Source organism: Streptomyces fructofermentans (assembly GCF_014651055.1).
GTDB lineage: Bacteria > Actinomycetota > Actinomycetes > Streptomycetales > Streptomycetaceae > Streptomyces > Streptomyces fructofermentans.
In genome coordinates this window covers 156,840-170,336 of the sequence record NZ_BMWD01000001.1, presented here as the reverse complement: position 1 = coordinate 170,336, position 13,497 = coordinate 156,840, and the positions used below count along the sequence as shown (strand labels likewise).

Annotated in this window: 13 protein-coding genes; 5 read left to right on the top strand and 8 right to left on the bottom strand. The window is 74.2% G+C overall.

The window, feature by feature from the left end; genetic code table 11:
• Positions 1-22: 22 nt before the first annotated feature.
• Genes IE265_RS00670 through IE265_RS00655 form a run of 4 tightly spaced genes read right to left on the bottom strand, consistent with a single transcriptional unit; the run spans position 23 to position 2,949 of the window.
• Positions 23-1,078: a YihY/virulence factor BrkB family protein gene (locus IE265_RS00670; RefSeq protein WP_190033269.1), complete on the bottom strand. Its 1,056-nt coding sequence runs from the start codon at positions 1,076-1,078 to the stop codon at positions 23-25.
• On the bottom strand, positions 1,066-1,509 hold the full coding sequence (locus IE265_RS00665; RefSeq protein ID WP_229915953.1) for a GtrA family protein: 444 nt from the start codon (positions 1,507-1,509) through the stop codon (positions 1,066-1,068). The genes IE265_RS00670 and IE265_RS00665 overlap by 13 nt, the downstream gene beginning before the upstream one ends.
• A complete protein-coding gene (locus IE265_RS00660; RefSeq protein WP_190033268.1) occupies positions 1,506-2,444 on the bottom strand; it encodes a decaprenyl-phosphate phosphoribosyltransferase in 939 nt (312 codons plus the stop codon). Before IE265_RS00660 ends, IE265_RS00665 begins: the two co-directional genes overlap by 4 nt.
• Complete coding sequence (locus IE265_RS00655; protein WP_190033267.1) at positions 2,437-2,949, bottom strand: phosphatase PAP2 family protein; 513 nt, start codon at positions 2,947-2,949, stop codon at positions 2,437-2,439. The genes IE265_RS00660 and IE265_RS00655 overlap by 8 nt, the downstream gene beginning before the upstream one ends.
• A 132-nt stretch (positions 2,950-3,081) precedes the next feature.
• Here IE265_RS00655 and dprE1 point away from each other — a divergent pair, with 132 nt between their 5' ends.
• Positions 3,082-4,431: a decaprenylphosphoryl-beta-D-ribose oxidase gene (dprE1, locus tag IE265_RS00650; protein WP_190033266.1), complete on the top strand. Its 1,350-nt coding sequence runs from the start codon at positions 3,082-3,084 to the stop codon at positions 4,429-4,431.
• Positions 4,432-4,546: 115 nt separating this feature from the next.
• Positions 4,547-5,302 (top strand): decaprenylphospho-beta-D-erythro-pentofuranosid-2-ulose 2-reductase, encoded by a 756-nt coding sequence (dprE2, locus tag IE265_RS00645; RefSeq protein WP_190033265.1) that lies wholly within the window; start codon positions 4,547-4,549, stop codon positions 5,300-5,302.
• Between the two features lie 185 nt (positions 5,303-5,487).
• Here the strand turns inward: dprE2 and IE265_RS00640 are convergent, their stop codons facing one another.
• The 3 genes from IE265_RS00640 to trpS form a co-directional block, all read right to left on the bottom strand.
• Entirely contained in the window at positions 5,488-6,675 is a 1,188-nt protein-coding gene (locus tag IE265_RS00640; protein ID WP_190033264.1) for a hypothetical protein, read from the bottom strand.
• A 38-nt stretch (positions 6,676-6,713) separates the two neighbouring features.
• Positions 6,714-7,292 carry a 2'-5' RNA ligase family protein gene (locus IE265_RS00635; RefSeq protein WP_190033263.1) on the bottom strand — a complete coding sequence of 193 codons (579 nt, stop codon included), beginning with the start codon at positions 7,290-7,292 and terminating at the stop codon, positions 6,714-6,716.
• A gap of 226 nt (positions 7,293-7,518) precedes the next feature.
• A complete protein-coding gene (gene trpS / locus IE265_RS00630; protein ID WP_190033262.1) occupies positions 7,519-8,532 on the bottom strand; it encodes a tryptophan--tRNA ligase in 1,014 nt (337 codons plus the stop codon).
• A gap of 100 nt (positions 8,533-8,632) precedes the next feature.
• On the opposite strand from trpS, the gene IE265_RS00625 reads away from it, so the two are divergent.
• From IE265_RS00625 to IE265_RS00615, 3 genes are all read left to right on the top strand, one after another.
• Positions 8,633-9,253, top strand: coding sequence for an RNA polymerase sigma factor (locus tag IE265_RS00625; protein ID WP_229915952.1), 621 nt, complete (start codon positions 8,633-8,635; stop codon positions 9,251-9,253).
• Entirely contained in the window at positions 9,246-10,301 is a 1,056-nt protein-coding gene (locus IE265_RS00620; RefSeq protein WP_373302873.1) for a hypothetical protein, read from the top strand. The genes IE265_RS00625 and IE265_RS00620 overlap by 8 nt, the downstream gene beginning before the upstream one ends.
• A gap of 563 nt (positions 10,302-10,864) precedes the next feature.
• Positions 10,865-11,617 carry a hypothetical protein gene (locus IE265_RS00615; RefSeq protein WP_190033260.1) on the top strand — a complete coding sequence of 251 codons (753 nt, stop codon included), beginning with the start codon at positions 10,865-10,867 and terminating at the stop codon, positions 11,615-11,617.
• A 290-nt stretch (positions 11,618-11,907) separates the two neighbouring features.
• Here the strand turns inward: IE265_RS00615 and IE265_RS00610 are convergent, their stop codons facing one another.
• The gene (locus tag IE265_RS00610) at positions 11,908-13,353 is read right to left on the bottom strand and encodes a glycine hydroxymethyltransferase (RefSeq protein ID WP_190033259.1); all 1,446 of its coding nucleotides are present in this window, start codon (positions 13,351-13,353) and stop codon (positions 11,908-11,910) included.
• Positions 13,354-13,497: the final 144 nt, after the last annotated feature.

Sequence of the window (13,497 nt, the reverse complement as noted above, 5' to 3'; positions counted from 1 at the left end):
GGACCCGGGCCGCCGCGGGACTTCAGGCGGCCCTTCCCGGGCCGGCCCGCCCCGCGGCTCCGGCCGGCCTCCCGGGGCGGTCCGGACCCTCGGGGCCGCCCGCGTCCTCGGGCCCTTCCTTGCCGTCGGGGCCGTCCGTGCCGTGCCGGCCGCCTGCGCTGTCCGTGCCGTCGGTGCTGCCGGGGCCGTCGGGACCGTCGGTGCTGTCGGGGCCGTTGTCGTGTGCGGGCTCCTCGTGCCCGGTGGCCGTCCAGGCGGCGCAGTACAGCAGCAGCTTCGACGTGAAGTTGATCCACAGGAGCAGGGCGACGGGCACACCGAAGGCGCCGTACATGCTCTTCGACGCGACGCCCTGGATGTAGCCGCTGAGCAGCAGCTTCAGCAGCTCGAACCCGGCGGCGCCGAGGAGCGCGGCGACGACGAGGCGCCGGCGCGAGGGGTGGACGCCCGGCAGCAGTGTCAGCACGTACAGGAGCAGCAGGAAGTCGGCGAGCACGGCCACGCCGAACGCCACGACCCGCAGCAGCACCTCGCCCCAGCCGGCCTCTTCGATGCCGAGCTGCCGTGCCGTCCAGCCCACCGCGGACGAGGCGACGGTGGAAGCGGCGAGCGTCACGAGCACGGCCCCGCCGAGCCCGACGAGCACCCCGCCGTCCTTGAGCTTGCGCAGGAGGGGGTTCTCCTCCTCGTCCGGCAGCTCCCAGACCGCGCGCAGGCACTCGCGCATCGAGCCGACCCAGCCGATGCCGGTGAACAGCAGCAGCGCGCCCGCGATGAGCCCGACCGTGCCCGCGTTGTTCACCAGCGCGCCGATGTCGAGCTGGTCGGAGATGCCGGGCACCTGCTCGGCCAGCTTGTCCTCCAGCTTCTTCTCGCCGTCCTCGTCGAGCGTCGCGGCGGCGATCGCCGCCGCGACGGTGATCAGCGGGAAGAGCGCGATGAAGCTGATGAAGGTCATGGCCGCGGCGAGCCGGGTCCACTTGACGCGGTCGAGGCGTTCGTACGACCGCCACGCGTGCGTGGCGGTCAGACGGATCACCAACGGGCCCACACCGGGGAGCTTCTTCAGCCAGTCCATGATCCGACCCTGCCCTCGCCTCGGAAGACCAATGTGCGGGTACCCCAGAATCGCAGGACCGTGGCAAGGGCCATGCCGACTCCCGCGCCCGAGACGGTGTCGGCGCGCGCCGAGGTGAGACCGAGGCCGTAGTGGCTGACGAGGATGCAGAGCAGTTGGACGAGCGCGCCCGCGATGTTCACCGCGAAGAACACCGCGTACTGGCGCAGCCCGCTCGTCGCGTGCCGGTAGGTCCCGAGCGCGTTGCCCGCGTACGCGACGGAGCAGCCCGCGACGAACGACAGCGACTTGGCCGTCAGCGGGTCCAGGCCGACGGGGCCGCGCAGCCACACGAACAGGGCGAGATCGGCGGCGTACGCGAGGAGTCCCGCGGTGGCGAAGCCGACCAGTTCCCGCGACCGGGGGATGCCCGCCCCGCGGAGAGGACTCACCAGTCGGCCACGGCCAGGCCGTACATCGCGGCCCAGGCGAGGCCGATGAGGGCGAGCGCCCGGTCGCGCAGGACCACGTCCTCGGGCTCCCCCGCGGTGCCGCGGTCGGCGAAGACGGCGTACCGCAGCACGGCGAGGATGAAGGCGACCATGGACAGCTGCCGCCACGGCAGCACGCTGGTGTGCGGGACGCCGCCCTCCTCCAGCGCCCACAGGCAGTAGCCGAGGACGGCGACCCCGGCCGCGAGCTGCCACACGAAGCGCAGGTAGCCGGTGGTGTACTCGGTGAGCAGCGCGCGGGTGGCGCCGGCCTTCCCGGCCATCTGCACGGCTTCGGAGTAGCGCTTGGCGGACACCATGAACAGCGCCCCGAAGCCCGTCGTGATCAGGAACCAGCGGGACAGCGGGATGCCGAGCGCGAGCCCGCCGATCATCGCCCGCATCAGGAAGCCGGTGGTCACCACGGCGAGGTCGACGACGAGGACGTGCTTGAGGCTGACGCAGTACGCGAACTGCATGCCGAGGTAGGCGGTCAGCAGCGCCGAGGTGAACGGCGAGCACAGGAAGACGGCCGCGGTCGGGGCGACGACGGCGAGCACGAGCCCCACGCCGTAGGCGACGGGAACGGGCACCTGTCCGGCGGCCACCGGGCGGTGGCGCTTGACCGGGTGGGCGCGGTCGGCCTCGGCGTCCCGCGCGTCGTTGACCAGGTAGACGCTCGCCGCGCACGCCGTGAACAGCACGAAGACGAGCGCGATCTGGACGAGCGCGTGGCGCGAGAAGAGTTCGCCCGCCGCCGCCGGAGCGGCCACGACCAGGACGTTCTTGACCCACTGCTTGGGGCGGGCGGTCCTGAGCAGTCCCCCGAGGAGGCCTCCTCTGCCCGGCGGGGCCTGCGGGCTCCGGGTCCTCGTCAGGAGAGCGGTGTCAGCCATGGTCCCGGCCTCCTGTCATCCAGCGGACCCCGAGCCGGGCCGTCACGGCACCGAGCGCCGCGCCCGCCGCGACGTCCGAGGGGTAGTGGACACCGGTCACCAGGCGCGAGACGCACACCGCGGCGGCCAGCGGGGGCACCGCGCGTGCGCCCAGTGCCCCGAAGGCCACGGCGGCGGCGGCCGCCGACGTGGCGTGCGAGCTGGGGAACGAGTGCCGACCCGCCGTGCGGACCCGTGGCTCGACGTGTGCGGGGCGCGGGCGGCGCACGACCCGTTTCACGCCCATGCTGGCGAGGTGCGCGCCGGCGGTCAGCGCGGTGCCGCGCAACCAGGCGCCGCGGCGTCCACGGTCGAGCGCGGCGCCCGCGAGGCCGGCCGCGAGCCACACCGCCGCGTGTTCCCCCGCCCAGGACAGGGCGCGGGCGGCGGTCGCGACACGTGGGTCCGTACCGCAGTCGTGGAGGGCCGAGAGAAGTCGTCGGTCCATGTCGTCGAGGTCGTCCATGGGGACCCACTGTTCACGGGGACACCCGCGGAACTCCGGCAATATTGAGCGACATCCCATTAATCACCCATTTCGGGGAGGGAAGGGATGTTCTTAACTAAACGCCCACACAAGGACGATACGGTCGATCGCATGCCTGCCGACACCGTTCCTGTCACGGGGTGGGGCCGCACCGCTCCCACCGCCGCCCGCCTGGTCCGCCCGCGTTCGTACGAGGAGACCCTGGCCGCCGTGCGGGAGTGCGGGGCCCGCGGCGGCATCGCGCGGGGCCTGGGGCGGGCGTACGGGGACGCGGCGCAGAACGCGGGCGGCGCCGTGTTCGACATGACCGGCCTGGACCGCGTGCACGCCATCGACGCGGACGGCGGGACCGTGCTGTGCGACGCCGGCGTATCGCTGCACCGGCTGATGGAAGTCCTGCTGCCGCTGGGCTGGTTCGTGCCGGTGACGCCCGGCACCCGCTATGTGACGGTCGGCGGGGCGATCGGCGCGGACATCCACGGCAAGAACCACCACGGCTCGGGCTCGTTCGCCCGCCACGTGCTCTCCTTCGAACTGCTCACCGCCGACGGCGGGATCCGCATGGTGCACCGCGGCACTCCGCTCTTCGACGCCACCGCGGGCGGCATGGGCCTGACCGGTGTCATCCTCACCGCCACCGTCCGGCTCCAGCCCGTCGAGACGTCGCTGATGTCGGTCGACACCGAACGCGCCACGGATCTGGACGACTTGATGGCCCGGCTCACGGCCACCGACCACCGCTACCGCTACTCGGTCGCCTGGATCGACCTGCTCGCGCGCGGCGCCTCGATGGGCCGCTCGGTGCTGACCCGCGGCGACCACGCACCCCTGGAGGCGCTGCCCGGACGCGCGCGCAGGGCGCCGCTGGAGTTCCGGCCCGGGCGCCTGCCCGCCGCCCCCGCGTTCGTGCCCGAGGGCCTGCTCGGCCGCACCACGGTCGGTCTGTTCAACGAGTTCTGGTACCGCAGGGCGCCCCGTGCCCGAACCGGCGAACTCCAGCGGATCTCCACCTTCTTCCACCCGCTCGACGGGGTCCCGCACTGGAACCGCGTCTACGGCCGCGGCGGTTTCGTGCAGTACCAGTTCGCCGTCGGACACGGCGAGGAGGACGCGCTGCGCCGGATCGTGCACCTCATCTCGCAGCACCGCTGCCCCTCGTTCCTGGCCGTCCTGAAGCGCTTCGGCGAGGGCGACCCGGGCTGGCTGTCCTTCCCGGTGCCCGGCTGGACGCTCGCTCTGGACATCCCGGCGAACCTGCCCGGGCTCGGCGGCTTCCTGGACGGGCTGGACGAGGAGGTGGCCGCCGCGGGGGGCCGTGTCTACCTCGCCAAGGACTCGCGGCTGCGGCCCGAACTGCTCGCGGGGATGTACCCCCGGCTCGCCGACTTCCGTGCCCTGCGCGCGGAGTTGGACCCGGCGGGGGTGTTCACCTCGGACCTGTCCCGGCGCCTCGCGCTCTGACCGGCCGGCTCCGCCCGTCCGCCCCCTCCCGGCACCCGTCCGCCCCGGTCCCGGCAGCCCCGGGTCCGCCCGGCACCGGACCCCATCCCCGGTCCTCTCCCTAGGAGTTCGGCTCATGAAGGACGCATTCGGTACGCCCCAGTCGCTGCTCGTGCTCGGCGGCACGTCCGAGATCGGGCTCGCCACCGCGCGGCGGCTGATCACCCGCAGGACCCGTACGGTCTGGCTCGCGGGCCGCCCCTCGCCCGCGCTGGAGTCGGCCGCCGCCGGGCTGCGCGAACTCGGGGCGGACGTCCGTACCGTCGCGTTCGACGCGCTCGACACCGACGCCCACGAGGCCTCCCTCGGCAAGGTCTTCGCCGAGGGCGACATCGACATGGTGCTGCTCGCCTTCGGGGTGCTCGGCGACCAGTCGCGCGACGAGAACGAACCCGGCGCGGCGGCCCTGATCGCCCAGACCAACTACACCGGCGCGGTCTCCTCGGGCCTGGTGTGCGCCCGCGCGCTCCAGACGCAGGGGCACGGCTCCCTGGTGGTGCTCTCCTCGGTGGCCGGCGAACGCGCCCGCCGCGCCAACTTCATCTACGGGTCCAGCAAGGCGGGCCTCGACGCGTTCGCGCAGGGCCTGGGGGACGCACTGCACGGCACGGGCGTCCATGTGATGGTCGTGCGCCCCGGCTTCGTCCGCTCCAGGATGACCGCGGGGCTTCCGGAGGCCCCCCTCGCCACGACTCCGGAGGCGGTGGCGCTGGCCATCGAGACGGGCCTGCGGCGGCGCTCCGAGACCGTGTGGGTGCCGGGCGCGCTGCGGGTGGTCATGTCGGCACTGCGCCACGTGCCGCGCGCGGTGTTCCGCCGGCTCCCGGTCTGACGCACCCCGGGGATGCCCGGGACGCCGTAAGGGCCGCCCTGGGGGACGGGGCCGCTGTCGTACGGAACGGTCCGGCGGGCCTTCGTACGGCGCGCGAGGCCGTCGTGCAGCACGGACCACGGCCCCCGAGCGTGCGGCGCGGCACGGTCGCGCGGGCGCCCGTGCCGCGTGCGGCCGAGGGGCGGTCAGCGCCTCAGGGACACCACGACCGGCTTGTCCATGGGGTCGCCGCTCTGGTTGACCTGCACGTGTCCCACGCCGAGGACCTGGCCGGTGCCCGGCACCGGCTCCACGGCGGACAGCCAGAGCGACTGCCGGGACGTCGGCCGCACCCCGTCCCCGCCGGGCAGCCGGGGCCGCGTGATCCGCGTGCAGGCCCCGTCGGCCGCGAGGTACCGGTTGCCTGCCAGGACGAACCCCCGGCCGCCGTCGAGGGCCACGGGCGCCCGCCCCGCGCACTCCCCCTCCGCGTCCGGTGTCCGCTCCCAGCGGGACCCGTCCCAGCGCAGGCGTACGGCCTCCTCCGCGGGCTCGTCGTCCCCCTCGCCGTGGTTGAAGGTGTGCGTCCCGTAGGCGCGGACGTCGTCGGCGGCGAGCACGACGACCTGGTCGAGCGATGCGCCGGGTTCCGCGGGCACCGGTTCAGGGAAGCGGTACTCGGGCGTCCCGACCTGCTGCCAGGAGCGGCCGTCCCAGTGCAGGGCGGCGGGCTGGGTCAGTTCACCGCCGTCACCGGCGCCGGCCGTGGAGCGGTGTCCGACCGCCCACAGGTCGTCGGGGGCGGCTCCGTCCAGCGCCACGGCGGTGGCGGGCAGCACCGAGGTGGTCCACCGGCTGCCGTCCCAGTGGTGGGTCCGCGAGTCGAGGCCGAGGACCCAGACGTCGTCGGCGCCGAACGCCTCGACGTCGAGCGGCTGGGTCCCGCCGGGGATCTCGGGGAGCGCGGTCCAGCGGGAGCCGTCCCAGCGCACCGTCCGCGCCGTCTTCGACCCCGGCCGCGAGGCGGTGAGCAGGAAGCCCTCCGCTCCGGAACCGATCGGGTCGAGGCGCGCGCCGTACAGATGGTCGCCCAGCTCCTCGGGCATCGGCCGCCGCTCCCAGCGCGCGCCGTCGCGGCGCAGCAGGAACACGTCGTCGGGCGAGGGCTCCTTGCCGTCCCGTGCCGCGCCCGCCGCCCAGACGTCGTCGGCGGAGGTCGCGACCACGTCGGACAGCGAGAGATCCCGGTCGAGGACCTCGTCGTACACCCAGCGTGGCCCGGACGCCCGGCCGTCCGCAGTGCCGGACGGCTCCGGTCCTCCCGAGCCGCGCCCGGTGCCGCAGCCGGCCAGCGCGAGGCCGAGCACGGCGAGTCCCGCCACGGTCCTGCGCATGGGCTCCCCCTCGGCTCCCCTGCCGCCCCCGACCGCCCTCAGCAGGCCGGCAGCGGTCCCCGCTCGGCGCGGGTCGCCTGCGCCGGCACGACCGCGCCGCCGAAGACGTAGTCGCGCAGCCTGCGCCACACGGCGTCGGGCCCCTGCTCGTACAGCGCGAAGCCGGTGCACGGCCACTGGGCCTCGTACTCCGCGAGTTCCTCGAACGCGCGGTCCATGGCCTCGTCGTCGATGCCGTGCGCCACGGTCACGTGCGGGTGGTACGGGAACTGCAGTTCGCGGGCGACGGGCCCGGACGCGTCCCGGACCTGCTTCTGCAGCCAAGTGCAGGCCTCGGCGCCCTCGACGACCCGGACGAACACGACGGGCGACAGCGGACGGAAGGTGCCCGTGCCGCCCAGCCTCATCGGAAAGGGGCGCCCCGCGGCCGCCACCTCCACGAGGTGCGCCTCGATCGCCGGCAGCGCCGACTCGTCGACCTCGGTCGGCGGCAGCAGGGTGACGTGCGTGGGAATGCCGCAGGCCGCGGGGTCGCCGAAGCCCGCGCGCCGCTCCTGGAGCAGGCTGCCGTGAGGCTCCGGGACCGCGATCGACACACCGATCGTTACGGTCCCCACGTCGTCTCCTGTCGTCCGTATGTGGTGTTCGTCCGTCTGATGTCCGCAGCGGGCCGGTTCAAGGCCCCGGCTGTCGACTGTACGGCGGCGGGACCCTTTTCCGGCCGTCGTACCGGTGTTGCCCTGGTCTCGTCCCCGAGAGGTCCCGGCCACCGGGCCCGGGTCCCCCACCGCGACCGCCGCCCCGGCACGCTGCCGACCGGGGCGCGGGCCGCCGTGCCCGGCCTCAGTGCTTGGCCGGCAGGAAGCCCACGCGGTCGTACGTCCGGGCGAGCGTCTCCGCCGCGACGGAACGGGCCTTCTCCGCGCCCTCGGCCAGGATCGAGTCGAGCGTCTCCGGGTCGTCCAGGTACTGCTGGGTGCGCTCCCGGAACGGCGTCACGAAGTCGACCATGACCTCGGCGAGGTCCGTCTTGAGCGCACCGTAGCCCTTGCCCTCGTACTTCTGCTCCAGTTCCGGGATTCCGGTTCCGGTGAGGGTGGAGTAGATGGTCAGGAGGTTGCTGACACCGGGCTTCCCCACCGCGTCGTACCTGATCACCGTGTCCGTGTCGGTGACCGCGCTCTTGACCTTCTTGGCCGTGGCGCGGGGCTCGTCGAGGAGGTTGATCAGGCCCTTGGGCGTCGACGCCGACTTGCTCATCTTGATCGCCGGGTCCTGGAGATCGAAGATCTTCGCCGTCTCCTTCAGGATGTACGGCTTGGGGACCGTGAACGTCTCGCCGAAGCGCCCGTTGAAGCGCTCCGCGAGGTCGCGGGTCAGCTCGATGTGCTGGCGCTGGTCCTCACCCACGGGGACCTCGTTCGCCTGGTACAGCAGGATGTCGGCGACCTGGAGGATCGGGTACGTGAAGAGGCCGACCGAGGCGCGCTCGGCGCCCTGCTTCGCGGACTTGTCCTTGAACTGGGTCATCCGGGACGCCTCGCCGAAACCGGTGAGGCAGTTCATGACCCAGGCGAGCTGCGCGTGCTCGGGCACGTGGCTCTGGACGAAAAGCGTGCAGCGCTCCGGGTCGAGGCCCGCGGCCAGCAGCTGCGCGGCGGCGAGCCTGGTGTTCGCGCGCAGGTCCGCGGGGTCCTGCGGCAGGGTGATCGCGTGCAGGTCGACGACCATGTAGAACGCGTCGTGGGACTCCTGCAGGGCCACCCACTGGCGCACGGCGCCGAGGTAGTTGCCGAGGTGGAACGAGCCTGCCGTGGGCTGGATTCCGGAGAGCACGCGGGGACGATCAGAGGCCATGCTCATCATTCTCTCAGGTGTCGGGGGCCGGTCCGGAACCGATCGGAAAGAGATCCGACACGGGTGGGAACCGATCTGCCGCGGGCGGTGTACCAAAGGTGTGAGGACGCGGGAGGGGGGCCGCATCGTCGATGAGGCCGCGGTGATCGCGCGGGTGCGCGCCGGGGAGCCGGAGGCGTACGCGCAGCTCGTGCGCGCCCACACGGGCCTCGCGCTCAGGGCGGCGGCGGCACTCGGGGCGGGCGCCGACGCCGAGGACGTGGTGCAGCAGGCCTTCTTCAAGGCCTACTGCTCCCTGGGCCGGTTCCGGGACGGCGCGGCGTTCAAGCCGTGGCTCCTCTCGATCGTCGCCAATGAGACGAGGAACACAGTACGGACGGCGGTGCGCCAGCGGACGCTGGCTGGCCGGGAGGCGTCCTTCGTGGAGTCGGAGCCGCTGATACCGGAGTCGGCGGACCCGGCGGCCGCGGCGCTGGACACCGAGCGCAGGACGGCCCTGCTGGCCGCCCTGGACCAGCTCGGGGAGGACCACCGGCTGGTCGTCACCTACCGCTACCTGCTGGAGATGGACGAGCCGGAGACGGCCGAGGCCCTGGGCTGGCCCCGGGGGACGGTGAAGTCCCGGCTGAACCGCGCGCTGCGGAAGCTGGGCCGCCTGCTGCCCGATTTCGAGCCGCAGCGGCGCCAGGAGTCCCGGAGGGGAGGTGATGAGCGTGAGTGAGCCGGAGGAGCCGGAGCAGCCGGAGGGGCGGAACGGCCCGCGGGAGCCCGGCGGGCCGTGGCCCTCTGGGCCCCGGGGCCGGGACGGCGGATTGCGGCACGGGCTGCCCGACGGCCGGGGGCGGGACGGCGTTCCGGACGGCCGGATGCGGGAGGGCGCCCCGGACGGCCGGATGCGGGAGGGCGTTCCGGACGGCCGGAATCCGGAGGGTCGAGGGGAGCGGGACCTGTACGGGGACGGGCGCGCGACCGCTGCGGGGCTGTCCGCGGAGCTGCGGGCGCTCGGGCGCTCCCTGGACCGTCCGGGAGCGGTGGACGGCGGGACGATGGCCGAGCGGGTGCTGGAGCGGATTCTCGCCGAGGGGGTGCCGGCCCCGGTCGCCGTACCACCGCGGCCCGACCGGCTGCGGACCCTGCGCCGCTGGGCGCGGCTGCGCCGGCGCGCGCTGACCGCGGGGCTGTGCGGGCTGCTGACGGTCCTCGTACTGACGCCTCCGGTGCGCGCCGCGGTCGTCGAGTGGTTCGACTTCGGCGGGGTGGAGGTGCGGTACGACCCGTCGGCCACGCCCTCGCCGGGCGCCGGGGTCCCCGGCTGCGGCGGCCCCTCCCTGACCCTCGCCGAGGCGGGACACCGGGCCGGCTTCGCGCCGCGCGTCCCACCCGCCCTCGGGGCGCCGGACGCGGTGACGGTCACCCCCGAGCCGAAGGGGCGCTTCCTGATCAGCCTGTGCTGGCGCGAGCGGGGGCACACGGTCCGGCTCGACGAGTACGCGGCGGCGCTGAATCCCGGCTTCACCAAGCTGGTGCGGGAGCAGCCGCAGTTCGTGCCGCTCGACGGGGAGCCTGCGCCCCAAGGGTCGGTCGGCCTGTGGTTCGCGGAGCCGCACGTCCTGCGCCTGTGGCTGGTGGACTCGGCGGGCGACTTCACCGCCTCCGAGCGGACGGCGGGCCCGACGCTGCTGTGGACGCACGGCGGCGACATGACCCTGCGGCTGGAGGGCGTGGCGTCACGGGACCGGGCGGTGGAGATCGCGAAGTCGCTGGAGTAGCCGGGGAGTGGTCCCGGGCGGTCCCGAGGGAGCGGCTGTCGTCCTCCCTCCGACCGGTCCGCCCCGCCGTCCGGTCCGCCCCCGCCGTCCGGTCCGCCCCGCCGCCCGGCCTGTCCGCCGTTCCGGCTCCCCGCTGCCCTGTCGCCCCGTGGGCTGTCGCCCTGTCGGCTGTCGGTCCTCAGCCCTCGGATGTCGGCTCTCGGATGTCAGCTCCCGGCTCTCGGCCGGGATGGTGAATCCGGTCGGTGCGGAATGGGAACCCCGGCGGGTCGAGCGGTGTACCAGAAGTGACACGCAGGTGCGGACGGGACCGCACCGTGACCGGTTGGGGGTGTCGGATGCGCAGGTGGTGCGGAGGGGCGACGAGGGTTCGGGGCCGTGGCGGGAAGGCGGCTCGGGCCCGGTGGCCCCGCGTCGGGACGGGGACGGCGGTGGCGATGGGGTTGAGGCCGGGCGCGAGGACAGGGACGGGTGGCGGTGCCGGGACGGGTGGCGGGACCCGGGCCGGTGTCGGGGCGGGCATGCGCGTCCGGAGCGGGTGCAGGGAGTTGAGGAGGCCGCGGGTGAGGGGGTTCGGCGGCTGGGCCGGGTTCCGGGCCCTGGTGATCGCCCTCGGCCTGGTCGTGCTGGGGGCACCCGCCGCGTCGGCCGGTGGGCCGACGAGTGTGCTGGTGGTCTCGCCGGAGAGCGCGGAGAGCGCGGCCCTGTACTACTCGGACGCGGAGTACGGAGCGCTGGAGCGGCTGCTCGGCACACCGGGAGCCGGACGTCAGGAGAATCCGCCCGGACTCCCCGTGGGCAGTGGGCGCCAGATCAATGTCACCTGGCTCGCCCATGACGTCTCGCCCTGGCGGGTGGACCGCGTCTATCCGGCCACGTCCGGCAGCAAGGACGTATGGATCCACACGACGACCGACCTGCCCGAGTCCATGAACGGCCGCTGGCACCGGGCGGGACAACCGGCCGCGTTGCGGGCGCTGTTGAAGAAGCTGGGCGTCCTGGGCGCTCCGTCCGGGGCGGGCGCGGGAGCGATCCGTCCGGAGCCCGCCGCGACGGCCGACGGCGCCTCGGCGGCGCCCGCCTCCGAGGGCTCCGGCCCGTCCGGCGCGGAGACGGCTGCCGCGCCCGGAATCGCGGCGGACGGCGGCACGGGCTGGTGGTGGGCGATATCCGGCCTCCTCAGCGGCGCCGCGCTGGCCCTGACGCTGCGGCCCTTCGTGGTGCGGTTGCCGGTGGTCCGGCGGACCGGCAGCGCGTGGGACGCATGGCGGGAGGAGCGGAGGGGCGGCCCCCGGCAGGAGCTGCGGGACGTGTGAGGTGTGCGGGGTCCGGCCCCGGATGCCGGTCGGTCCGGGGATGCCCTGCCGCCCGGTAGCCGGGACGCCCGCGTAGCCGGGACGCCCGGGTGGCCGGGCGCGCGGTGGCCCCGGATCCACGTGCGGGCCGGAACCGGACCAAGGCTCCGCACGGATCATGGCTCGGGCCGCGCTCGGGCCCACACCGGACCCGGGTGCGCACGCGGGTCCGGCGCGGGGCGCCGACCGGGCGAGGCGTGGGCCGCGTGGGCGGCCCGCGCCGCCGTGGCCGGGGTGCGCTCCGCCAGGGCTCAGCCGAGGTCGATCTCCGGGTAGAGCGGGAAGCCGGCCAGCAGGTCGGTCGCGCGGTGCGAGATCTCGTCCGCGATCTTCGGGTCCAGGACGTGCTGCGCCTTGGAGGGGGCGCCCTTGGCGGTGGTGCCCGGTTCGGTGGTGGTGAGGACGCGGTCGATGAGACCGGCGATCTCGTCCATCTCGGCGGCGCCCAGACCACGGGTGGTCAGCGCGGGCGTGCCGATGCGGATGCCGGAGGTGTACCAGGCGCCGTTGGGGTCGGCCGGGATGGCGTTCCGGTTGGTGACGATGCCCGAGTCGAGCAGGGCGGACTCGGCCTGCCGGCCGGTGAGACCGTAGGAGGAGCCGACGTCGATCAGGTTGAGGTGGTTGTCGGTGCCGCCGGTGACCAGCGTGGCGCCGCGCCGCATCAGGCCTTCGGCCAGGGCGCGGGCGTTGTCGACGACGGCCTGCGCGTAGTCGCGGAACTCGGGGCGGCGGGCCTCGGCGAGCGCGACGGCCTTGGCCGCCATGACGTGCGGGAGCGGGCCGCCGAGCACCATGGGGCAGCCACGGTCGACCTGGTCCTTGAGCGAGTCGTCGCACAGGACCATGCCGCCGCGGGGGCCGCGCAGGGACTTGTGGGTGGTGGTCGTGACGATCTGGGCGTGCGGTACCGGGTCGAAGTCGCCGGTGAGCACCTTGCCGGCGACGAGCCCCGCGAAGTGGGCCATGTCGACCATGAGGGTGGCGCCGACCTCGTCGGCGATCTCGCGCATGATCCGGAAGTTCACGAGCCGGGGATAGGCGGAGTAGCCGGCGACGATGATCAGCGGCTTGAACTCGCGGGCGGAGGCGCGCAGGGCCTCGTAGTCGATGAGGCCGGTGGCCGGGTCGGTGCCGTAGGAACGCTGGTCGAACATCTTGCCGGAGATGTTCGGTCGGAAGCCGTGGGTGAGGTGGCCGCCGGCGTCGAGGGACATGCCGAGCATGCGCTGGTTGCCGAACGCCTGGCGCAGTCGCGCCCAGTCGGCGTCGGAGAGGTCGTTGACGTTGCGGACACCGGCCTCGGCGAGCGCCGGGGCCTCCACCCGGTCGGCCAGGACGGCCCAGAAGGCGACGAGGTTGGCGTCGATGCCGGAGTGCGGCTGGGCGTAGGCGTGCCGGGCGCCGAAGAGTTCGCGGGCGTGCTCGGCGGCGAGGGACTCGACGGTGTCGACGTTGCGGCAGCCGGCGTAGAAGCGGCGGCCGATGGTGCCCTCGGCGTACTTGTCGCTGAACCAGTTGCCCATGGCCAGCAGGGTGGCCGGGGAGGCGTAGTTCTCGGAGGCGATCAGCTTGAGCATCTCGCGCTGGTCGGCGACCTCCTGCCCGATGGCGTCGGCGACTCGGGGCTCGACCGCGCGGATCACTTCGAGGGCACTGCGGAAGGCGGTGGATTCGGTGGAAAGGGGCTCGGGCATGACGGCCTCCGGACGTGGCGTTCGGCGTTCACGGTTCGGCCCAGGCGCACGGCACTCGGTCGCCGCGCTCCGCACGGACACTCCGGCCCCTCGGTCGGCCTGTTCCACCCGGCCGGGGGTCCGGGGGTTGCCCCGGGAGAGCAC

Excerpts from the sequence above, each read along its gene's own strand:
- IE265_RS00670 (WP_190033269.1), bottom strand. The coding sequence starts at position 1,078 with ATGGACTGGCTGAAGAAGCTCCCCGGTGTGGGCCCGTTGGTGATCCGT.
- IE265_RS00660 (WP_190033268.1), bottom strand. The coding sequence starts at position 2,444 with ATGGCTGACACCGCTCTCCTGACGAGGACCCGGAGCCCGCAGGCCCCG.
- IE265_RS00655 (WP_190033267.1), bottom strand. The coding sequence starts at position 2,949 with ATGGACGACCTCGACGACATGGACCGACGACTTCTCTCGGCCCTCCAC.
- dprE1 (WP_190033266.1), top strand. The coding sequence starts at position 3,082 with ATGCCTGCCGACACCGTTCCTGTCACGGGGTGGGGCCGCACCGCTCCC.
- dprE2 (WP_190033265.1), top strand. The coding sequence starts at position 4,547 with ATGAAGGACGCATTCGGTACGCCCCAGTCGCTGCTCGTGCTCGGCGGC.
- IE265_RS00640 (WP_190033264.1), bottom strand. The coding sequence starts at position 6,675 with ATGCGCAGGACCGTGGCGGGACTCGCCGTGCTCGGCCTCGCGCTGGCC.
- trpS (WP_190033262.1), bottom strand. The coding sequence starts at position 8,532 with ATGGCCTCTGATCGTCCCCGCGTGCTCTCCGGAATCCAGCCCACGGCA.
- IE265_RS00610 (WP_190033259.1), bottom strand. The coding sequence starts at position 13,353 with ATGCCCGAGCCCCTTTCCACCGAATCCACCGCCTTCCGCAGTGCCCTC.